Here is a 21,810-nt window from a genome sequence, read left to right as displayed (position 1 = left end):
AGAGAATAGGTGGAAAATATGCAGAAACGATTTTATAAAAAATGTCTTTTAACGTTAATGATTGCTGGGGTGGCAATGAGTAATGCATTTCCTTTACATCCTTTTGCAGCAGAACAAAATGTAAAGGTGCTACAAGAAAATGTGAAAAACTATTCTCTTGGACCAGCTGGATTCCAAGATGTAATGGCACAAACGACATCAAGCATGTTTGCAATGGATTCATATGCAAAATTAATTCAAAATCAACAAGAGACGGATTTAAGTAAAATAAGTTCGATTAATAGTGAATTTAAAGGGAATATGATTCAGCATCAAAGAGATGCAAAAATTAATGCGGCATATTGGTTAAATAATATGAAGCCTCAAATTATGAAAACGGATCAAAATATTATTAATTACAATAATACTTTTCAATCGTATTATAATGACATGTTAATAGCGATTGATCAAAAGGATAGCGGAAAATTAAAAGCGGATTTAGAAAAGTTGTATGCGGATATTGTAAAGAATCAAAATGAGGTAGATGGATTATTAGGAAATTTGAAAGCTTTTCGCGATAGAATGGCGAAAGATACAAATAGTTTCAAAGAGGATACAAATCAGTTAACAGCGATATTGGCAAGTACGAATGCAGGTATTCCAGCTCTAGAGCAACAAATAAATACATATAACGATTCGATTAAAAAGAGTAATGATATGGTTATTGCTGGTGGCGTACTTTGCGTAGCTCTAATAACATGTCTTGCTGGCGGACCGATGATTGCGGTTGCGAAAAAAGATATCGCAAATGCAGAACGAGAAATCGCTAATTTAAAAGATAGAATTTCTGGAGCGCAAGCAGAAGTCGCAATTTTGACAGATGTAAAAAATAAAACAACAAATATGACTGAAACGATTGATGCAGCAATTACAGCACTGCAAAACATATCAAATCAATGGTATACAGTAGGGGCAAAATATAATAACTTATTACAAAACGTAAAAGGAATTACTCCTGAAGAGTTTACGTTTATAAAAGAAGATTTACATACAGCAAAAGATAGCTGGAAAGACGTAAAAGATTATACAGAAAAATTACATGAAGGCGTAGCGAAGTAAACAGTGGACTAGTTCTGCTGTTTATTTTTTTATCCTGTTTTTGTGAGAGGTGGACTTGTAATTTGATATATAAATTTCTGATCAAGTCTTTTATATTTAATGTTTTAATGAAAAAAGCTATACTGTAAGCAAAACTAAAAATTGGAAAGGAAATACTAGAACATGGAAAATTATCTATTATTTATCCTTACAGCAATGTTAATCATAATGATGCCTGGTCCTGGTTTTGCACTAGTTACAAAAAATACTATCTCGCATGGTAAAAGTGGTGGGATAAAGACAGTTTTAGGAACGATATCTGGAATGATGATTCATACAATAATGGCTACGTTAGGACTCTCTGCTATTCTAATGAAATTTGCTATGTTATTTACATTTATAAAATGTGCTGGGGCTTTTTATTTAATTTACTTAGCTGTAAAGTCAATTAAAAGTGCCTTACATAAAAAAGAAGATGTGTCAGGTCCAATAGAAATGGACTCTAAGAATATTGGGGCAATTAAAAGCTTTAGACAAGGATTTACTACGGCAATTTTAAATCCAAAAACTGCTGTGTTCTTCCTTAGTTTTTTACCTCAATTTATTGTAAGTAATCAAAATCATTTCTTCCAATTTCTTTTATTAGGAGTCACATTTACGACTTTGACCGCAATATGGTATTTGTTTTATATCTCGCTAATACGTCAATTAAGAACTTTTTTAAGAAAAGAACGAGTGAACCGTATAATGGAGGGTATTACGGGCGCAGTATTATTAGTATTTGGGGTTAGATTATTTTTCCAAAAATAAATATGTATATGAAAAGAGAAATAATCAATAGTGGTTATTTCTCTTATTTATTCTAATACTATTTCACACTTACATACTAATTTGAGTTTTAAAAATGAGTTTCTTAATAATCCGACCTGTTTGCTTAATAAAAAGATTCTACATTATGGGAGACAAGTCGCCCGTAAACGCCTAATTTGTGAGGGATGATAATCAGTAGGGGAGGGACAAACTCCCCATTGATTAAATTTCATTGTATATACTAAGCGGAGTAGAAGTTCAGGTATATAAAATTCAGTAGTCGAAATTTCTTGCATAAAGCTGTATAATGCTTGTAACGAAAAGGAAATACAGGAAAGGATTTGTATTGAGTTACTATGGATAAAGATAAACAACAATTAAGTGTTGAAGTTGCAAGATTATATTATCAATCAGATTATAGTCAGCAAGAAATTGCTAACAAATTAAATATTTCAAGACCGACAATTTCTAGACTATTAAAGTACGCGAAAGAAAAAGGATTTGTTCAAATTAGTATAGCCGATCCATTTGCTGATTTAGATAATGTCGGCAATTTACTGAAAGAAAAATATAACTTGTTAGAAGCACATGTTGTATTTTCCCCAGTGCCAGAATATGCAACGATTACAGAGTATATAAGTAAATATGCAGCTGAGTATATGGAAAAGACGGTTAAAAACGGTGATATCGTTGGTGTAAGCTGGGGAATGACGATGTATGAAATCGCTAGAAAAATCGTACCACAACATGTAAAAGGTGTAGAAGTTGTCCAGCTAAAAGGTGGTATTAGCCATTCGAGTGTAAATACATATGCAAATGAAACCATTGCATTATTTGCAGATGCTTTTCAAACGACGCCAAGAAATCTACCTCTTCCAGTTATATTTGATAATGCAGTGACAAAAGAATTAGTAGAGCAGGATCGACATATTCATCACATTATCGAAATGGGGAAACAAGCGAATATTGCAATTTTCACTGTAGGAACAGTGCGAGACGAAGCGCTATTATTCCGATTAGGTTATTTCGATAAGGATGAAACGAGTTTACTCAAAAAACAATCGGTCGGTGACATTTGTTCACGTTTCTTTAATGGAGACGGAAATATTAGTAGTGAAGAAATTAATAAGCGAACCATCGGAATTGAGTTAGAAGAACTAAAATTAAAGAAACGCTCTATTTTAGTTGCAGGTGGTAATAGAAAAATAAAAGCAATTGATGGTGCGTTACGTGGCGGATATGCAAATGTATTAATTATCGATCAGCATACGGCGAAAGAATTGTTACATTATCAAAAAGAAGATTAGAAATAAAAGGCTTTCTCAAGATATTCATTTTGAGAAAGCCTTTTATTTTGTTATGTATGAATTATGGGATTATTTTTGAATACAAATTGCCTTTTTTAAAATAATTATGGATATTGAGATACATACTACCATTGTTAATATAAAAAATTTGAATTTATATATGAAGTATTTCTTAGTTAGAATGCGCTTTATTTACTAGAAGGAAATTCCTTTTTAAAAAGAATGAACAAAATTTCAAAAGTATATTTACATTTGTTCAACTAAGAGTTAGAATGAAGTTGTTAAAAGATATGAGGAGTGAAGATAATGAATATTGCAAAGTTAATTGACCATACAATTTTAAAAGCTAATGCTACAAAAGAAGATGTTATGAAAGTAATCGAAGAAGCAAAGGAATATAAATTCGCTTCTGTTTGTATTAACCCAACATGGGTAAAGCTAGCTGCTGAAGAACTAGCTGGACATGATGTAGATGTTTGTACTGTAATCGGTTTCCCATTAGGAGCAAGCACGACTGAAACAAAAGCATTTGAAACAAAAGATGCTATCGCAAAAGGTGCAACTGAAGTTGACATGGTAATCAACGTAGGCGCTTTAAAAGATGGCGACGACGAACTTGTTGAAAAAGACATTTATGAAGTAGTACAAGCAGCAAAAGGAAAAGCTCTTGTAAAAGTAATCATTGAAACTTGTCTATTAACAGATGAAGAGAAAGTACGCGCTTGTGAATTATCAGTAAAAGCTGGTGCTGACTTCGTAAAAACTTCAACTGGATTCTCAACTGGCGGAGCAACTGCTGAAGATATCGCATTAATGCGTAAAACAGTAGGACCAAACGTTGGTGTAAAAGCATCTGGTGGTGTTCGTACACGTGAAGATGCAGACAAAATGGTAGCTGCTGGAGCTTCTCGTATTGGAGCAAGTGCTAGTGTTGCAATCGTATTAAATGATGCAAAAGGTGCTACAGATAACTACTAATCATTAGTGAAGTCAAGGGCAATAGATACACAAAGTAAAGTGTATCTATTGCTTTAACAATTGAAAGAAATGTAAGCGGATACGAACACGGGAGGAGACGGCTTATGAAATACTTAATCGGTGTTTTTGGCCTCGTATTGATTTTAGGTATCGCTTGGCTTGCTAGTAATGATAGAAAGAAAGTCAAATATCGTCCAATCATAACGATGGTTATATTACAATTCATTTTGGGGTTTCTATTATTAAATACAAGTGTAGGGAATATATTAATTAGCGGAATAGCAGATGGTTTTGGAGAGCTATTAAAATATGCCGCTGACGGTGTAAATTTCGTATTTGGTGGATTAGTAAATCAAAAAGAGTTTTCATTCTTTTTAAGTGTATTAATGCCAATCGTATTTATATCAGCTTTAATCGGTATTTTGCAACATATTAAAGTGTTACCTATTATTGTGAAATCTATCGGTCTAGCATTAAGTAAAGTAAATGGAATGGGGAAACTAGAATCATATAACGCTGTTGCTTCTGCGATTTTAGGACAATCTGAAGTGTTTATTTCAGTTAAGAAACAATTAGGATTATTGCCAGAGAAAAGAATGTACACATTATGTGCATCTGCAATGTCTACCGTTTCCATGTCTATCGTTGGATCGTATATGGTGTTATTAAAACCCCAATATGTTGTAACCGCTTTAGTGCTTAACTTATTCGGGGGCTTTATTATTGCTTCTATTATTAATCCTTATGAAGTTACTGATGAAGAAGATATGTTAGAAGTACAAGAAGAAGAAAAAAAGACTTTCTTTGAAGTATTAGGGGAATACATTATTGATGGATTTAAAGTTGCGATTACAGTAGCAGCTATGTTAATTGGTTTCGTTGCTCTTATCGCATTCATTAATGCAGTATTTAAAGGTGTAATCGGTATTTCATTCCAAGAAATTCTCGGTTATGCATTTGCACCATTTGCATTTATTATGGGTGTACCTTGGCATGAAGCAGTTAATGCCGGAAATATTATGGCAACAAAATTAGTATCAAATGAATTTGTCGCTATGACAGATTTAGCACAAGGAAACTTTAATTTCTCAGATAGAACGACAGCGATTATATCTGTATTCTTAGTTTCATTTGCAAACTTCTCTTCAATTGGAATTATTGCAGGGGCAGTTAAGAGCTTAAATGAAAAGCAAGGGAATGTAGTCGCAAGATTTGGTTTGAAATTACTTTTCGGTGCAACATTAGTAAGCTTCTTATCAGCAACAATCGTAGGCTTATTATTTTAATAGATTCATATCATATAAAAAGGAATGGTGATTGTAATGAGAATGGTAGATATTATTGCGAAAAAACGTGACGGCAAAGAATTAACAACTGAAGAAATCAAATTTTTTATTAATGGTTATACAGACGGAAGTATACCTGATTATCAAGTAAGTGCACTTGCAATGGCAATCTTCTTTAAAGATATGACAGATCGCGAACGTGCAGATTTAACGATGGCAATGGTGGAGTCTGGAGAAACAATCGACTTATCTGCAATTGAAGGAATTAAAGTAGACAAACATTCAACTGGTGGTGTTGGTGATACAACAACATTAGTATTAGGGCCATTAGTAGCTGCTTTAGATGTACCAGTAGCAAAAATGTCTGGTCGTGGTTTAGGACATACGGGCGGAACAATTGATAAATTAGAAGCAGTAGAAGGATTCCACGTTGAAATTACGAAAGAGCAGTTCATTGATATTGTAAACCGTGACAAAGTAGCTGTTATCGGACAAACAGGAAACTTAACACCTGCAGATAAAAAGATTTATGCATTACGCGATGTAACAGGAACTGTTAACTCAATTCCTCTAATTGCAAGTTCAATTATGAGTAAAAAAATTGCAGCTGGAGCTGACGCAATCGTACTTGATGTAAAAACAGGTGCTGGCGCGTTTATGAAAACAGAAGAAGATGCAAAAGAATTAGCACATGCAATGGTACGTATCGGAAATAATGTAGGACGTCAAACTATGGCTGTTATTTCAGACATGTCACAACCGCTTGGATTTGCGATTGGTAACGCACTAGAAGTGAAAGAAGCAATTGATACATTAAAAGGTGAAGGTCCAGAAGATTTAACAGAATTAGTACTCGTATTAGGAAGTCAGATGGTTGTACTTGCGAAAAAAGCTAATACATTAGAAGAAGCGCGTGAAATGTTAATTGAAGTGATGAAGAACGGAAAAGCAACTGAGAAGTTTAAAGAATTCTTAAGCAATCAAGGCGGAGATAGCTCGATTGTAGACAATCCAGAAAAAATGCCACAAGCGAAATATGTAATTGATGTACCTGCTAAAACTTCAGGTGTTATTTCTAACATTGTTGCTGATGAAATTGGTATCGCAGCTATGCTACTTGGTGCTGGTCGTGCAACAAAAGAAGATGAAATCGATTTAGCAGTAGGATTAATGTTACGTAAAAAAGTGGGCGATGCAGTAAAAGAAGGCGAGCCATTCGTAACGATTTATGCAAATCGCGAAAATGTAGAAGATGTAAAAGCTAAAATTTATGAGAACATTTCTATCGCTGAAACAGCAGTGGCTCCTAAATTAGTTCATACAGTTATTACTGACTAATCATAATTACACTTACTTTGAGGGGGAAATAATATGGATAAGAAAAAATATATTGAAGAAGCAAATAAGATGTTAGAAAAAGCATATATTCCGTATTCAAAATTTCCTGTTGGGGCAGCATTAGTTACGAAAGAAGGTAAAATCTATACTGGTTGTAATATAGAAAATGCTTCTTATGGTTTATGTAACTGTGCAGAAAGAACAGCAATCTTTAAAGCAGTATCAGAAGGTGAGCGCGACTTTAGTTACTTAGTTATTACAGGAGAAACGGACGGACCGATTTCACCGTGTGGTGCTTGTAGACAAGTAATTGCTGAATTCTGTGATCCGAAAATGCCTGTATTACTAACGAATGTAAAAGGCGATGAAAAAGAAGTGACTGTTGAGCAATTACTTCCAGGTGCTTTTACAAATGACGATTTAAAATAAGTTAAAAGCCATTTTGCAATATTAATTGCAAAATGGCTTTTTTGTTTGAAAATTGAATGTAATATTTTGTTCATATTCCGTTCATAAACTTTGCGTAAAATGATTGCAGCGAATATGGAAAGTTTACAGCAGGAGGGATATAATGAAGAAATTCTATAATGGTGCTTGTAGTTACTTATTAATTTATGATTTTGCTCAAAAAGTCATTTAAATAGATAGGAGTGGAAAGTATGATAGCACTTTTATCAAGTATTGTTGCAGTCTGTATGGCTGTTGGTGTCATGTTTCTTCGCTTTAAAGCAGCGAAAAAACCGGTAACGAAAAAGAAAATTATATTGCCGCCAATTTTTATGAGTACAGGCGCAATGATGTACTTTTTACCAGAGTTTCGATTAACATCGTTAGAAATAGTCGAGGCAATTAGTATAGGGCTTATTTTCTCTATTTTTCTTATTAAAACAACTAAGTTCGAAATAAAAGGCGAACATATATTTATGAAACCGTCAAAAGCATTCATATTTATTTTAGTAGGCCTATTAGCTGTACGCGTGGCATTAAAGTCATATTTAAGCCAATCAATTGATTTGGCAGAGTTAAGCGGAATGTTTTTCTTACTCGCTTTTGCAATGATTGTATCGTGGAGAATTGCTATGTATCGTTCGTATGCTAAATTAGAAAAAACAATAAAAAGAGCTGGAATTTCTAAATAGGAAATCCAGCTCTTTTTATGTTTTATTGAAATTCTTTTGCGCGGAACTCATTTGCTTAATTTTAAACGTATTTGAGCATCTTGTAATGCGGCTGGTGTCACGTTAAGACCATTTTGATCAACAATTTTTGTGTTTAATAAAATGGAATCTAAGCTTCCACGAAATGTTTGTGTATAGTTTTGACGTAGCATTTGTTGTTCTTGTTTTTCATCAACTGTTAATCCAGTTGCTTTTTCTTTTTTTGATAATTCGTTAATACGGAATAAAATGTTTTTCATTTGTTTCACCTCTAGTTTAATTTAATTACATTAGTTGCTTACTAATGTATAGTTATTATAACGTGTAATTTTAATTATGTCAACACCATCAAAAAAGGTTAAAAATTGACGAAAAATTGTAACAATAATAAAATGAATTGATTAGATAATTATTTTTTAATCATACATAGAACGCTAGGGGGATTATTATGAAATCAACATTTTTTGCTCAAAATAGAGAACGATTAGTAAACACATTACCAGATGAATCGATTACAATTTTATTTGCTGGTCAAGCACCTCATATGTCAGCGGATGCACATTATAAGTTTGTGCCGAATCGGAATTTTTATTATGTAACAGGAATCGATGAACCAAATGTTATTTTTATGCTGAAAAAGTTTGGGAATTGTGTAGAAGAGACACTTTTCATTGAAAAATCAGATCCAGTAATGGAAAAATGGGTCGGTAAAACAGTTTCTAAAGAAGAAGCAGAGAAAATTTCTGGTATAAAGAAAGTTGTATATTTAGATAGTTTTGAGAAGACAATGTCAAATATACTCTTCACAGAAAATGTGAAGCATCTATATTTAGATTTAGAGCGTCGTGAGTGGAATGATACAGAGACAAAAACGCTAGCATTTGCTAAACATGTAAGAGAACAATATCCACACGTAACAATTGGTAATGTATATCCGAATATTTGTGAATTGCGAGTGTTTAAAACAGAAGAAGAAATTGAAATTATGAAAGAAGCGATTGCTGTAACGAAAGACGGTATTTACAATGTACTTAAGCATGCAAAAGCAGACATGATGGAGTATGAATTAGAAGCTGAATTTGATTTTACACTGAAATCATCTGGCATTAAACATCATGCGTTCAATACAATTTTGGCAAGTGGGAAAAATGCTACAGTTCTTCATTATGAAGATAATGATGCGCAAATTCAAAATGGTGATTTAGTATTACTAGATTTAGGCGCTCAAAAAGACTACTATAACGCTGATATTAGTTATACATTCCCGGCAAATGGAACATTCTCTAGTCGCCAAAAACAAATTTATAATATTGTATTAAAAGCATTAAAAGAAACAACAGAGATTATTAAGCCAGGCTTAAAGTTCGCTGCATTAAATGAGCATGCTAAAAAAGTACTTGCAGAAGGGTGTAAAGCGGTTGGTTTAATTCAAGAAGATGAAGAGTTATCAAAATATTATTATCATGGTGTCAGCCATTTCCTTGGTTTAGATACGCATGATGTAGGGACATACAAAGATAGAGTATTAGAAGAAGGCATGGTTATTACAATTGAACCAGGTCTTTATATTGAAGAAGAATCAATTGGCATTCGTATTGAAGATGATATTCTTGTAACGAAAGACGGACATGAAAACTTGTCAAAAGATATCATTAGAGAAGTTGAAGAGATTGAAGCGTTTATGAGTGTAAATAATGAACATGTCAAAGGAAAACAAGCTGTAGTTAAATAATAAGAAAGTCATCACTAATTTATTTGAACTTTATCTCGAATCGTGGATAATTAAAAAATCCATGATTCGGGATAGGGTTCTTTTTATCTTCGAAATACTAATCTTTAATTATTAATCCTAATAAAGTCGCAAACTGAACAGCTTGATATGTAGATACTTTACATCCCCTTAAATCGCTCACTGAAACTGTCAGAGTATTAAAATTAGAAGAACTAATATCGATCCCCTTCAGTGATGTCTGGTCAAAATTAGCTTCGTCAAGGCTACATAATTGGAATTCAACTTTTTTTAGTTTACAGTCAAAAAAATCTGCACTATTTAATGAAGTTTCATTAAATACAATCTTTTCTAGTTTAGAATTTCCAAATGCAGCTAAGTTCAAAATAGAATTCTCAAATTTAACATTTCCTAAGCTAGATTCTGTAAAATTAACCCCGATTAATTTACTGTTTTTAAATTCAACTCTGTGAACAGAAGAATTGCTTAAATTAACATTTGATAAATCACAGTTTTCAAAACAAACATCTGTAATATCAATATTGCTAAAGTCTGTATTCGTGAACTTACAATTCTTTATCACAGCATCATATAATCGTACTCTATCCACAGATTCATTTTCGAAAGTGGAATCGATAATTTCACACATTTCTAGTGTAGGATCTTCTTCATAAAAAATATCTTGAAAATTTTTTGAAGATAACTCTGGTGAAATTTTTGGTCTATCAATTTTCATGGTATATCAATCCTCTTCTATTTGATATATTTGTGTAATTTTGTTCTTGTGTCTTCTTGTGAGGAACATTAGTTCTCATTATACACAAATCTACGTTCTTTTGTGAAGAGTATTTTGGCTATCTTTTTCTTAAGAAATAATGTCCTAATAAATAGGGGGACTGCTTATACATTTGTCACAGGGAAATCATTTTGTATACCTAAAAGCATCGCTTCTTCTAATGTTTCTGATTTAATAATTTTGTTTTAAGTGTTAGTGCATATGTTGTTTATACTCGTGTGAAGTTGAAGGAGTAAAATCGGGGAATGTTATGAATACCGAAACAATAATTACAACACTAATTGAAAGCAATAACAAAAAGCATCGGTGGATCACAGTAGAAAACCTTTCTGATAAAATTTGAATTATAAATGACATAGTAATCGTTATAGTAAATAAAAGGCTGATAAACAGTATACTATGAGCTTGTTGCGCATTTAGCATTTCTGTAATCATTGCTCCCATCATACTTGCCATTACCCCAGAGAACATTCCTTCTAAAGCAGTATATAGATGAAAACGTAGACCAACTAAAAAGCCGATACAACCACTAATTAAAATCGCAAGCAAAGTAGAATATAGCAATTCTCCTTTAAATAGAATACCTAAATAAAAACCTATACTTAAACCGATACTCATACTAAAAGACATAATAAATACCATATACTCCATTAGGGTACCACTACGTTTCGAAATATATGATGTAATAATAATTGAGATACAGCAAAGCATTAAGGCAGTTAATGTATAAGCAAACATCATGATACCTCCCTGTCCTATCATTCACTTCATCATATGTTCATATAGAGAGTACTTATGCTTATTTATATCTGCATATTATCTGCACAATTTCATAAATGAAAGCAAGGTGGCGTTTGATTTTTTTACGTGTGAACATGTGAAAGAAAGTATTATATAATGAGTTTCTATTGTGAAGCAATAAAGAATAAGCGTATAATATTATAGTTATCCCATTACTTGGGACAACCCGCGAATGATAAATAAGATTGTTGTTTTATCATCGCTTCTAAACAGATAGACAATGAAAGTAACAGTGGAATACAGATAGGGAGTTATAAAATGAAATTAATTATTGCCGAGAAACCAGATCAAGGTTTGGCTCTTGTTTCACAATTTAAATATCGCCGGAAAGATGGATATTTAGAAGTAGAAGCGAATGAGTTATTTCCAAATGGAGCGTACTGTACATGGGCAATTGGTCATTTGACGCAGTTATGTAATCCAGAACATTATCACGCAGAGTGGAAAAAATGGTCACTTGATACGTTACCGATGATTCCTGAACGATTTCAATTTGAAGTAACAAAGTCGAAGTATAAGCAATTTAACGTTGTGAAACAGCTGTTACATAATCCACAGGTAACAGAAATTATTCACGCGGGCGATGCTGGGCGTGAAGGGGAATTGATTGTACGAAATATTATTAACCTTTGCAACGTGCAAAAGCCAATGAAGCGTCTTTGGATTTCCTCTTTAACGAAGCAAGCTATTTACCAAGGATTTAAAAACTTGCTTGATGAATCAGACACGATTAATACGTATTACGAAGCATACACAAGATCTTGTGCTGACTGGGTTGTTGGTATGAATGCATCGCGTGTGTTTAGTATTTTGCTAAAGAAAAAAGGAATGAATGATGTATTTTCAGCTGGTCGTGTACAAACACCGACACTCGCGTTAATCGTAAAGCGTGAAAAGGAAATAGAAAACTTTAAGTCAGAGCCGTTCTGGGAAGTGTTCGCAACCTTTAATATAGAAGGAAAGAAGTATGAGGGGAAATGGGAGAAGGATAGTGAATCCCGCTTAAAAGACCCTGATATGGCGAATAAAATTGCGGCATTTTGCCAAGGTAAAACGGCAGTAGTGAAGGAAATGAAAACGGAGCGTAAAGAATTTCAGCCGCCGCTTTTATTTAACTTATCATCACTGCAAGCAACGGCAAATAAAGCCTTTAAGTTTTCACCGAAAAAGACGCTTGATATAACGCAAGCACTATATCAAAAAGGGATTGTTTCTTATCCTCGTTCGGATTCCAACTATGTTACACAAGGTGAAGCGGCAACATTCCCTGATATTTTACAGAAGTTAAGTCAGTTTGATGAATATAAAGGTTTATTACCAGCTCCGGTTGAATCGATTATGAATAATAAGCGTTATGTGAATGAAAAGAAAGTAACAGATCACTACGCCATTATTCCGACAGAGCAAGTTACAAACCCAAGCAGATTATCAGGTGATGAAAAGAAAATTTACGATATGATCGTAAGAAGGCTTATTGCAGCTCATTATGAAGTTGCAATCTTTGACTATACAACAATTGTAACGCTTGTAGATGAACGTGCTGAATTCATTTCAAAAGGAAAACAGCAAATTCAAGAAGGATGGCGTAAAGTTATTTTCCAAGACGATAAAGATGACGAAACCATTCTTCCAATTGTAGCTGAAGGTGAAGAAGGAAAAGTTGTAAAGGTGAAAGTGAAAGAGGGAAAAACACAACCACCGAAGCGTTATACAGAAGGACAACTTATTACGTTAATGAAAACAGCTGGTAAGTATTTAGAGAATGAAGAGCTGGAGAAAGTATTAAAGAAAACAGAAGGTTTAGGTACAGAAGCGACCCGTGCAGGTATTATTACGATGCTAAAAGACCGTAAATATATAGATGTGAAGAAGAACCAAGTGTATGCGACCGATAAAGGGAAAGTATTAATTACCGCAATCGGTGACAAAATACTAGCTTCACCAGAAATGACCGCAAAATGGGAGCAACGTCTTGCGGAAATTGGGGAAGGTACAGCATCACCAGCAACTTTTATGGAACAAACGAAAAAATTATCAGCTAAAATTATTGAAGATGCGGTTGAAATGTCTGAGAAGTGGGATTTCACTGGATTACATGTTGAATCGATTGAGCGAAAAGGATCGAAATTTACAACAGGTAAAAAGGTTGGTAGCTGTAAAAAATGTGATGGCGATGTAATTGATAAGTCAACGTTTTACGGCTGTTCTAATTACAACACGACACAATGTGACTTTACCATCTCGAAGAAGATATTAAGTAAAACAATTTCGCAAAAGAATATGACAAAGCTCTTAAAAGGTGAGAAAACCGATTTAATTAAAGGCTTTAAAAAGGGCGAGAAAACATTTGATGCGAAATTAGAGTGGAAAGATAATAAGATTAATTTTGTGTTTGAGAATTAATAAGGATATCCTACTTTTTCAAGTAGGATATTTTTGTATAAATTATTATTAAAGTTATCTTTTGATATATGAAAATTTTCCAATAAAGAGCTGTCGTTTTCTAATAAGTAAAAAATTATTAAGAAGTGCTTGCGAAGACGATAAGAGGTTGATGAGGATTTTAAATTCTTGTGACAAAATTTATTTTTCTATACTTATCTTTTATTATGAATATAAAGAAAGAATTTTTCAAAAAAATATATTGAAATTATTTTCGAATTATATATAATTATCTATAAGATATGATAATTTAATAATTTATTTCTTATTAAGAGAGGTAGAGGGACTGGCCCTGTGAAACCTCAGCAACCTAATTATAAATGAAGGTGCTAAATCCTGTAGGATAGCAAATATCCTAAAAAATAAGAAAAGGTATAAAAAAACCTTCTTCTTATTTGAAGAAGGTTTTTTTATACCTTTTTGTCCACTATACAAATTGAGGAGTTTGTTTTGTGTATAAAACAAACTAAAACTATATGTTTAATTTGAATTTGAAGTGCATTAGGGTTTATAGATAATATTTCAAACATGAAATATTAATTTTGAGAGGAGGTGAATAATTTATGAACGAATTAATGCTAGAAATTGAAGAGTTGGAAACAGTAAAGTTATCAGTAGAAGAATCAAGTAGTACAAGTTTTGGTTGTGGTGGAATGTTTTAAAAGAAAATCCCCTATTATTAAATATGATTTAAATATTTTAAATAAGTACAGTTATTAATTAACTGTACTTATTTATTAATGGGAGTGAATAGTTTGGATTGTTATAGTAAAGTGGTGAAACAAGATTTGAAAAAATGGTTTTCATTTAGGGTGGATGTTAGTGAAGAAAATCAAAATGAAATTTTGAGATGGTTAGGATTGTATTGTTTAGAGAATAATATACAATTTTGGTTTATGCGGAAAAAGGACAAGGTCACGCATTTGAGATTGAGATTTTATCTTCCAGAGGAATTTGTAATGGACGACCTTAAATCGATATTAAATATTACATGTAATGAGAGAGAGGGTATAAGTGTCATATACGAGCCAGAAGTTTTTTTATTTGGTGGAGATAAAGGAATGGATATAGCTCATCTTTATTTTATAGAGAATACAAAATTATATACTGAGTATTTACAATGTCAAAAAGAATTATCTAATACTATAGGTGGGATAGAATTATTTTTATGGATTAGTAATTTTATAGTTACACAGACAAATTTAGACAAATTTGAGATTTGGGATGTATGGAAAAGAATAGACAAGCTAAGGTTTGTAGAGTATGAAAAAATCAAATCGATTGTAGATTCAAATAAATTGAAAATAGAAACAATCCTATCGATGAGTGTGGAGGAAGTATTTGCAAGAATTAAATCTAGTCGATTCCGAGAGGTTTTTGAGAAAAGCGTGAAGTTATTTTCTTATCTAGGTGAAGAATTATTCACTTTAAACATAGAGGGAGAATTGACGCGAGGAATAAGAGGTATTCTTAGTTGTATAGTGATTTTTAACTGGAATATGATTGGGTTTAGTCCAGGGATACAAGCAGGTTTGGCAAAGATGGTAACTGTTGCAAAGGATCCAGATAAGGAGGTTACTGTAGGTGAATAAAGATTTTCTTATCCAAAGAATAACTAGTGTACCGATTAATAATTTAAAAAAATTAGAGTTTGAAAAAACAATATACATTCTCAAAGAAATGATTGCTATCAAGAAACTGATACGTTTTCAACTAAATGATATTACGGATATCTTGTTCGGGATTATTCCGAAAATAACGAATAATATTCATAGAAGGGATGTATTAAATTTAAAAAGATATCTTTTTAATAATCTAGAAGAATGTAAAGAGAGGTATCTAGAAGTAGTAAAAGAATATTTAAATGAAGAGGAGTATAAAAAAATATATAAGCATCAAGAATTACGTAGTACATATTCACATTTAAAAGAGTGTTATAAAAATGAGTTTTTATTAGAAAAGAGGGGTGTTGAATTTTTTTTGGATAGTTTACTAGAAGATGAGTGGTTTAAAACAGCTTTATTCTATTCTAGTACTCCCCTTTTTTCACATATATATCAAAATGAAAATTATGAAAAAAGTGATAAAATTTATGATACATTGGCAAGGTATTACATTAAAGCTGCAACTAAATGTACTCCTTCAGGATTGTGGTCTGGAGTATCTTATGCTCGTTGGGGATATGGAGATAGAAATTTATATTCTGATTCATTAAGAATAAGAGTTGAGCCTAATATCAGGAAAGTGATATATATATCAAGAATAACTGGTTGTAAAAAAATAAAAGATGGATTAAACATTAGTACCTATTTAAATCCGACATTTTATAAAATAAATAATCAATTTTTTTATTGGAAAGTTGAAAAAAATGATGAATTAAAAAAATGTTCAATAAAAGAAAGTAAGATACTCTATGAAATATCTAAATTATATAAGAAACCACTTCGGAAAATATATGATGTTATTCAGTTTATTGAACAAAAAGCTAAAGTAAATCATGAACAGGCTAGGATGTTTGCACAAAAATTATTGGAAGCAGATATTATAAGACCAGCTATTGAACCAAGATTTGGAAGTATTAATGTTTTCGAAGATTTATCGGAAAACTACAATATTTACCAAATCGGTACAGATATGAAAGAGTTATCTGAATTAAAAAAACTTAATTCTGAATTAAGTGACTTTTCCTTCGTTGAATTGAGGGATTTTACCAAAAAAATTTCATCGTTTATAGATAGATATTATAAAGATGAAGATGTAAATCAGAATGTAAGAGTTAACATAGGGGCACCATGGATTGATATGCAAATTGATAAACTGATTAAAAGGGAGGCTGAAAAATCTATTGAGGATTATGCATACTTATTTCGGAATTTTTATGGGATAAGTTATGCACTTAGTGATTTTAAGGAAAGATTCAGGGAAGGTTATGGATATGACAAATTTATCAGTGTAGTGGAGTTGAGTTTTGAACAAAAATTGGAGGAGAATAGATATTCAAATATAAAAAAAGATAATAGGTCTTGGATCAAGCCTGAAGATACAGAATCTTTAGATAAGTACAGGAAGTTCATTGCTCTAATTAAGAGTAAAATACATAAAGATTCTCAAGAGGTCACGTTAAGCTCAGACGAACTAAGTCCCTTTTTGAAGTCAATAGAAAGGCGAAAGAAAATATTAGTTGAAACTGTATTCCAGTATTGTAAAAACGAAAACAGGGTATTAATTATTCCAGAAATGTCATCTATGCAATATGGTAGGCTTGCTGGTAGGCATACTAGAAGTCTAGAAGATGTAAAAAGCGAATCTATTTTAAATGATGTATATGATTCTATTCCTAGCGAACGAAAGGAGGATTATTATCAGGCAAATATTTATTTGAATAATAATATAGATGGAATAGGGTTTAATGTTCCTAGGTTTGATAAGAATATTACTTTATACGGTCCGTATCCCAAAGGAGTCGATAATAATATAAATATAAATGAAATCTATATTAGGCTCAATAGTAAAAACAATGAATTTGAACTATATCATAATAAAAAAAAGAAAATAATGGTGTGGAATGCATCGACTATTTCCCCAGGGAAAGATTTATTAGCAAATATTTTAAATAATATACCTAATCAGGGGACGCTCAATTTAAATGGTCATATGAAAACAAGAATTGAATTGGAGTTAGAATATCAACCAAGAATAGTTTTTAACAATCTTGTACTAAGTAGAGCTCGTTATAGAATCACTGCTAGCGTATTAATAAACCTTTTTAAGAAATATGCTAATCAGGAATCACTATTTAAAGAAATTTGGGAATACGTAATAGGTAGGGGGATTCCATATGTAGCTTATGTTTATAATGATAGAAATTTTAAGCCGCAGTTCATAATGTTTAATTCTATCAACGTATTGAGTGTATTGAAAAAGCAGATAAATGAATGCGAAAGTTTTATATATGTTGAAGAGAATTTACCAAATGAAAATCATTATGCTTTAAATAATAGAAGTGATGTATATAATTCGGAGGTGTGGAGTGGTTTATGTATAGAGATGTAAATAAAATAACTATGATTTTAGAGGGAAAACCGGATGGTATTATTAATCCAATATTGTGGGAGAATGAATTAGATTTATGGATATTAGGTTGTGTTTTTCAAGGTACTATGATGTTTGATGAAAATTTAAAGATTTCAAATCGGATTACAAATAAGGTAGTTCAGAATAAGGATAATACAGAATATATTATTGAGTTTAAAGAGAATTTGTTTTGGCAAGACAGAATGCCAATGACAGTGGAAGATTTAAAGTTTACTATTGAAACACTTTTAAAACCACGGTTTAAAGGAAACCGTGGCAAGCACTTTCTATTAATCGAAGGTGCAGAGGAATATTATAAAGGAATGAAAAATGGAATTGATGGATTAAAAGTCTTAGATAGTTTAACTTTAGAAGTTAAATTAATAAAACCGGATGCATCTTTTAAGAATAGGTTATTATTGCCAGTTATTCCTAGGCATATTTTTAAAGGACATCCAATCGATGATATTATTAATCATCCGGCAGTGAAATCGCCTATTGGATGTGGGCCATATAAACTAGTTAATATTGAGGGTACTCGGTTCAAATTTGTGAGAAATGAATACTTCCATTTAGGGGCACCGAAAATACCTTATATGGAGATGGTTTTTGAAAGTCAAAAGAATGTCTTTGAAAAAATTAAAAACAAGGAAGTGGATTTTGCAATTCTTACTCCTGAACAAACAGATAATTTAAAATCAATTGAGAATGATGATTTCTATAAAATACACTTTTTACCTAAACCACAAATAGAGTATATAATACTAAATCATAGAAATCGAAATATTAGTAATCAAAGGTTTAGACAGGCTTTAATGTATGCATTAGATAGAAAAGAAATTCTACAAAGGTCATATGGTGGTTATGGTGAGAATATCCATCAATATTACCCCGAATTATTATCTGAGTATATCGGGAACGAGCTTAATGAATATGAATATAATCCTGATCTCGCAAGAAAAATATTTGAGCAGTTTCCTCAAATGAATTTGAAGTTAGGGATAGGGATAGAATCGAAAAAGCATGCTGAATCTTCCAAGATAGTGATAGATAATTTGGCTAAAGTAGGAATTGATGTAGACTTAATAGAGTACAAGGACAATAAATGGATGGATGATTTCCGAAATAACGAATTAGATTTATTTATATATTCATCTTATATTTTTTTAGATCCAGATCCAGATTTATTTATAGGAGAAAGAAGTGTTCTTAATAATATAGTTGGGTGGGATGATGAATATAACTTTGAATTAATAAGAAAAGGATTAAGAAGTAAAGGAAGAGAGAGGATAGAAGCTTACCAAGAATGGTCTCAATATATTAATAGGGAAGTACCACTTTTATTTTTATATAGTCCATTTGATATACAAATAATAAATAAACATATTCAAGGGATACGACCGGATCCAAGGGGACTTTTATGGAATATACATGAACTAACAAATACAGGGGGCTACAGTGAATAGTGAAATTAGTAGTATAAAAGAAAATAGCACTAGTATATGGAGCAATAAAATTTTTTCGTATTTTTTCTTGGCAAGTTGTATTTCTTTAATAGGTAATTCTATGGTTACGCTCATTTTACCGTTATGGGTAATGAAATTAACGAATTCACCATTACTTGTCTCGGGAGTAAACATTGCCATTGCAACGGCGGCGATTTTATTTGCACCTGTAACAGGAACATTAGCAGATCGAATGTCGAGAAGAAAGCTTATGATGATTGCAGATGTGATGAGATGCATCGTCATGATTTTAATTGCAGTAATAGCATTTTATAATAATATGCTGTACATGCCGTTACTAATTTTACTTATTATACGCTCAATTGGAAGTGCCTTATTTACACCAGCTTCAAATGCAGCGTTAGTTACATATGTGGAAGAACAGCATGTTCAACAAGCTATTTCATTAAGGCAAGTATCAACACAAATTATATCTGTGGCAATTCCTTTATTGGCAAGCTTTTTAATTAGTATTTTTAGTTTTCACGGAGTATTTTTGTTAGATGCACTTACATTCTTTATATCATTTTTAATTTTAATGAGAATCAAATTTCCACGTGAATTAAAAGTAGAGAAGAAGAAGCCTTTTTATGAAGATTTTAAAGAGGGATTTTCTGTTATTAATAGTAACAAATCGTTGAAGACATTACTAATGAGCGCTGCGGTCATTAATTTACTTGGAGCAGCATGTATACTTTCACTGCAAGTAATAGTTGTTAGAGAAATGGATCTATCTACGCAGTGGTATAGCATTGTTTTTGCAGCATCACCGATAGGGATTTTAATTGGGGCATTAATTACTAAAAAGATTCGTACATATAAAACGATTACGACTGCCTTTATATTTACAGCTATTATGGGGGTTTTTAACGCTGCAATGGGTACGACATTGAATCCGGTATTATTTACGGTTTATTATTTTCTGTCAGGGATTGCATTTGGAGTGAGTAATGTATACTTTGGAGTACTGTATAGAAAGTTAATTCCAAATGAAGTACAAGGAAGATTTTTTGGTTTTTTAAATTCGTTATTATTAGTATCAACTCCCGTTGGAGTTGCAATCACAGGGTATTTCTTAGAGTCAATTTCAACTTCTATTTTATTTATTATAATTGGTATTAGTACGTTTTTAGTTTCGGTTATATCATTTGTATTGATAAATAAGAAATAAGTATTGTATTTAATTTTTAAATAATAAAAACGTCTCAATATGAAGTTGAAGTGAACCTGAATAGTGGTATATGAAAAAACACCTCCATATATTCGTATTTAATTTGAATACGAATATACGGAGGTGTTTCTTTTATAGGAACGAGAAAATCTTATTCAGAAGAAATTAAATGGAAAACAATCGAGCTGAAAAAACAAGGGTACAAAAACAAAGAAATTATGGATCAATTAGGAATTAAAAATAAAGCACAGATTAAAACTGGGATGAAATGATATCGTACAGATTAAACGTACTGTTTTCAGCAACTTGTAGGAAAACAATATTCTTATGGAAAAGGTCCAAAAGAGTTAAATGAATGGGAACGACTACGATTAGAAAATAAACATTTAAAAACAAAATTACTTATATGGAGAAAGTATCTAGAAATCGAAAGGAATTGAAATCGGAAACTGTAGTTACTTTATGGAATGATTTAAAAACAAAAATAGTAGTAAAAGAAATGTGTAACGTATTAGAATTACCCCGTTCCATATTTTATCGCTGGTTACAACGAACAGAGGGCCTTAGAAATGATATAGAAGTGCGGTTTAGGTATCAAAAAGAGTAGCTTCCATTCTTAGGAAAATGGGACTGTGTGTCAATCACAAAAAAGTATTACGGATCATGAAATAATATCATATACTCTCAAAGGTACGTCGTAAGAAAAAGAAATATATTAATAGTACTGAATCAGCCGTAGCTCTTCATCAATTAGAATGTTAATTTGAAGCGTCAGCCCAAAATGAAAAGTGGTTTACGGATGTAACTTATTTATTATTTGGAGAGCGTACTTTGTATTTATCAACGATGATGGATACCTTTAATCGCGAAATTATAAGTTATGTCGTCAGTGAATCACAAACTCTGTCACTAGCGATACAGACATTAAAATAAGCAACGAGAGGATAAAAGGTGGAAAATGTAATTCTTTTCGTTCAGATCAAGGAAGTATTTATACTGCGAAGGAATTTCAAGCGTATGTCAAGGGAAACGGTATTATCACCAGCGTGTCCTGGGGAGGAAATTACCATGATAATGCCGTCATGGAATGTTTCTTTGGTGTGCGAATTCAAGAAAAATTAAACCACCTATCGTCTAAAGAATTTAGAGAACAGATAGTTTAGGGGTTTGAAAGGTGTCCCGTTTTCGAAGTGCACTTCAAGTGTATATCATGCTTTTTTATTTTGTAATTACAGGATTTTGTGTGCTAACAATAAAAAACAGTATTAAATAGGGCGTTTATATTATCTTTATCATTTCTTTTTTATAAAGGGAAAAAAGAAATTAAGAAGGTAACTGA

17 protein-coding genes, 1 pseudogene and 1 riboswitch are annotated in these 21,810 nt (G+C 32.0%); of the genes and pseudogenes, 15 read left to right on the top strand and 3 right to left on the bottom strand.

Going from position 1 to position 21,810, the window contains the following annotated elements; all coding sequences use genetic code 11:
* The first annotated feature begins 18 nt into the window (after positions 1-18).
* The 8 genes from nheC to ACTFNE_RS13795 all read left to right on the top strand — a co-directional run bounded on the left by nheC (position 19) and on the right by ACTFNE_RS13795 (position 7,935).
* Positions 19-1,098, top strand: coding sequence for a non-hemolytic enterotoxin NHE subunit C (nheC, locus tag ACTFNE_RS13830; protein WP_046197678.1), 1,080 nt, complete (start codon positions 19-21; stop codon positions 1,096-1,098).
* Positions 1,099-1,260: 162 nt separating this feature from the next.
* A complete protein-coding gene (locus ACTFNE_RS13825) occupies positions 1,261-1,887 on the top strand; it encodes a LysE family translocator (protein WP_270704747.1) in 627 nt (208 codons plus the stop codon).
* Between the two features lie 356 nt (positions 1,888-2,243).
* The gene (locus ACTFNE_RS13820; protein WP_270704746.1) at positions 2,244-3,194 is read left to right on the top strand and encodes a sugar-binding transcriptional regulator; all 951 of its coding nucleotides are present in this window, start codon (positions 2,244-2,246) and stop codon (positions 3,192-3,194) included.
* A 306-nt stretch (positions 3,195-3,500) separates the two neighbouring features.
* A complete protein-coding gene (deoC, locus tag ACTFNE_RS13815; protein ID WP_001017431.1) occupies positions 3,501-4,172 on the top strand; it encodes a deoxyribose-phosphate aldolase in 672 nt (223 codons plus the stop codon).
* Between the two features lie 104 nt (positions 4,173-4,276).
* Positions 4,277-5,458: a NupC/NupG family nucleoside CNT transporter gene (locus ACTFNE_RS13810; RefSeq protein WP_000876184.1), complete on the top strand. Its 1,182-nt coding sequence runs from the start codon at positions 4,277-4,279 to the stop codon at positions 5,456-5,458.
* A 36-nt stretch (positions 5,459-5,494) separates the two neighbouring features.
* Positions 5,495-6,796, top strand: a complete 1,302-nt coding sequence (locus ACTFNE_RS13805) for a pyrimidine-nucleoside phosphorylase (protein ID WP_001983022.1) — start codon at positions 5,495-5,497, stop codon at positions 6,794-6,796.
* 33 nt (positions 6,797-6,829) lie between these two features.
* On the top strand, positions 6,830-7,225 hold the full coding sequence (locus tag ACTFNE_RS13800) for a cytidine deaminase (RefSeq protein WP_000358525.1): 396 nt from the start codon (positions 6,830-6,832) through the stop codon (positions 7,223-7,225).
* Positions 7,226-7,455: 230 nt separating this feature from the next.
* Positions 7,456-7,935: a CcdC family protein gene (locus tag ACTFNE_RS13795; protein ID WP_000561056.1), complete on the top strand. Its 480-nt coding sequence runs from the start codon at positions 7,456-7,458 to the stop codon at positions 7,933-7,935.
* A 47-nt stretch (positions 7,936-7,982) separates the two neighbouring features.
* Here ACTFNE_RS13795 and ACTFNE_RS13790 read toward each other — a convergent pair whose 3' ends face one another.
* Complete coding sequence (locus ACTFNE_RS13790) at positions 7,983-8,213, bottom strand: DUF896 domain-containing protein (RefSeq protein ID WP_000789783.1); 231 nt, start codon at positions 8,211-8,213, stop codon at positions 7,983-7,985.
* Positions 8,214-8,401: 188 nt separating this feature from the next.
* Between ACTFNE_RS13790 and ACTFNE_RS13785 the strand changes: the two genes are divergently transcribed.
* Positions 8,402-9,685 (top strand): aminopeptidase P family protein, encoded by a 1,284-nt coding sequence (locus ACTFNE_RS13785; protein WP_046197676.1) that lies wholly within the window; start codon positions 8,402-8,404, stop codon positions 9,683-9,685.
* A 97-nt stretch (positions 9,686-9,782) separates the two neighbouring features.
* Here ACTFNE_RS13785 and ACTFNE_RS13780 read toward each other — a convergent pair whose 3' ends face one another.
* Both ACTFNE_RS13780 and ACTFNE_RS13775 read right to left on the bottom strand, forming a co-directional pair.
* A complete protein-coding gene (locus tag ACTFNE_RS13780; protein ID WP_000687264.1) occupies positions 9,783-10,418 on the bottom strand; it encodes a pentapeptide repeat-containing protein in 636 nt (211 codons plus the stop codon).
* Between the two features lie 252 nt (positions 10,419-10,670).
* Entirely contained in the window at positions 10,671-11,216 is a 546-nt protein-coding gene (locus tag ACTFNE_RS13775) for a hypothetical protein (RefSeq protein WP_000458505.1), read from the bottom strand.
* Positions 11,217-11,537: 321 nt separating this feature from the next.
* Here ACTFNE_RS13775 and topB point away from each other — a divergent pair, with 321 nt between their 5' ends.
* From topB to ACTFNE_RS13745, 6 genes and pseudogenes are all read left to right on the top strand, one after another.
* Positions 11,538-13,682, top strand: coding sequence for a DNA topoisomerase III (gene topB, locus ACTFNE_RS13770; RefSeq protein WP_000766745.1), 2,145 nt, complete (start codon positions 11,538-11,540; stop codon positions 13,680-13,682).
* A gap of 301 nt (positions 13,683-13,983) precedes the next feature.
* Positions 13,984-14,090, top strand: a riboswitch (SAM riboswitch).
* Between the two features lie 407 nt (positions 14,091-14,497).
* Positions 14,498-15,313: a thiopeptide-type bacteriocin biosynthesis protein gene (locus tag ACTFNE_RS13765; protein ID WP_316149142.1), complete on the top strand. Its 816-nt coding sequence runs from the start codon at positions 14,498-14,500 to the stop codon at positions 15,311-15,313.
* The gene (locus ACTFNE_RS13760; protein WP_046197674.1) at positions 15,306-17,774 is read left to right on the top strand and encodes a lantibiotic dehydratase; all 2,469 of its coding nucleotides are present in this window, start codon (positions 15,306-15,308) and stop codon (positions 17,772-17,774) included. Before ACTFNE_RS13765 ends, ACTFNE_RS13760 begins: the two co-directional genes overlap by 8 nt.
* Positions 17,747-19,261: an ABC transporter substrate-binding protein gene (locus tag ACTFNE_RS13755; protein WP_270704745.1), complete on the top strand. Its 1,515-nt coding sequence runs from the start codon at positions 17,747-17,749 to the stop codon at positions 19,259-19,261. Before ACTFNE_RS13760 ends, ACTFNE_RS13755 begins: the two co-directional genes overlap by 28 nt.
* A complete protein-coding gene (locus ACTFNE_RS13750) occupies positions 19,254-20,471 on the top strand; it encodes an MFS transporter (RefSeq protein ID WP_046197672.1) in 1,218 nt (405 codons plus the stop codon). The genes ACTFNE_RS13755 and ACTFNE_RS13750 overlap by 8 nt, the downstream gene beginning before the upstream one ends.
* A gap of 134 nt (positions 20,472-20,605) precedes the next feature.
* Positions 20,606-21,634: pseudogene (locus ACTFNE_RS13745) on the top strand (IS3 family transposase).
* The last annotated feature ends 176 nt before the right edge of the window (positions 21,635-21,810 follow it).

Source organism: Bacillus cereus group sp. MYBKT111-2, from assembly GCF_051915205.1.
Taxonomy (GTDB): Bacteria; Bacillota; Bacilli; order Bacillales; family Bacillaceae_G; genus Bacillus_A; species Bacillus_A paranthracis.
This window is presented reverse-complemented; position numbering and strand designations above follow the sequence as displayed.

What these genes read in the sequence shown, in the direction of transcription:
- nheC (WP_046197678.1), top strand. Translation starts at nt 19, where the DNA reads ATGCAGAAACGATTTTATAAAAAATGTCTTTTAACGTTAATGATTGCT.
- ACTFNE_RS13825 (WP_270704747.1), top strand. Translation starts at nt 1,261, where the DNA reads ATGGAAAATTATCTATTATTTATCCTTACAGCAATGTTAATCATAATG.
- ACTFNE_RS13820 (WP_270704746.1), top strand. Translation starts at nt 2,244, where the DNA reads ATGGATAAAGATAAACAACAATTAAGTGTTGAAGTTGCAAGATTATAT.
- deoC (WP_001017431.1), top strand. Translation starts at nt 3,501, where the DNA reads ATGAATATTGCAAAGTTAATTGACCATACAATTTTAAAAGCTAATGCT.
- ACTFNE_RS13810 (WP_000876184.1), top strand. Translation starts at nt 4,277, where the DNA reads ATGAAATACTTAATCGGTGTTTTTGGCCTCGTATTGATTTTAGGTATC.
- ACTFNE_RS13805 (WP_001983022.1), top strand. Translation starts at nt 5,495, where the DNA reads ATGAGAATGGTAGATATTATTGCGAAAAAACGTGACGGCAAAGAATTA.
- ACTFNE_RS13800 (WP_000358525.1), top strand. Translation starts at nt 6,830, where the DNA reads ATGGATAAGAAAAAATATATTGAAGAAGCAAATAAGATGTTAGAAAAA.
- ACTFNE_RS13795 (WP_000561056.1), top strand. Translation starts at nt 7,456, where the DNA reads ATGATAGCACTTTTATCAAGTATTGTTGCAGTCTGTATGGCTGTTGGT.
- ACTFNE_RS13790 (WP_000789783.1), bottom strand. Translation starts at nt 8,213, where the DNA reads ATGAAAAACATTTTATTCCGTATTAACGAATTATCAAAAAAAGAAAAA.
- ACTFNE_RS13785 (WP_046197676.1), top strand. Translation starts at nt 8,402, where the DNA reads ATGAAATCAACATTTTTTGCTCAAAATAGAGAACGATTAGTAAACACA.
- ACTFNE_RS13780 (WP_000687264.1), bottom strand. Translation starts at nt 10,418, where the DNA reads ATGAAAATTGATAGACCAAAAATTTCACCAGAGTTATCTTCAAAAAAT.
- ACTFNE_RS13775 (WP_000458505.1), bottom strand. Translation starts at nt 11,216, where the DNA reads ATGTTTGCTTATACATTAACTGCCTTAATGCTTTGCTGTATCTCAATT.
- topB (WP_000766745.1), top strand. Translation starts at nt 11,538, where the DNA reads ATGAAATTAATTATTGCCGAGAAACCAGATCAAGGTTTGGCTCTTGTT.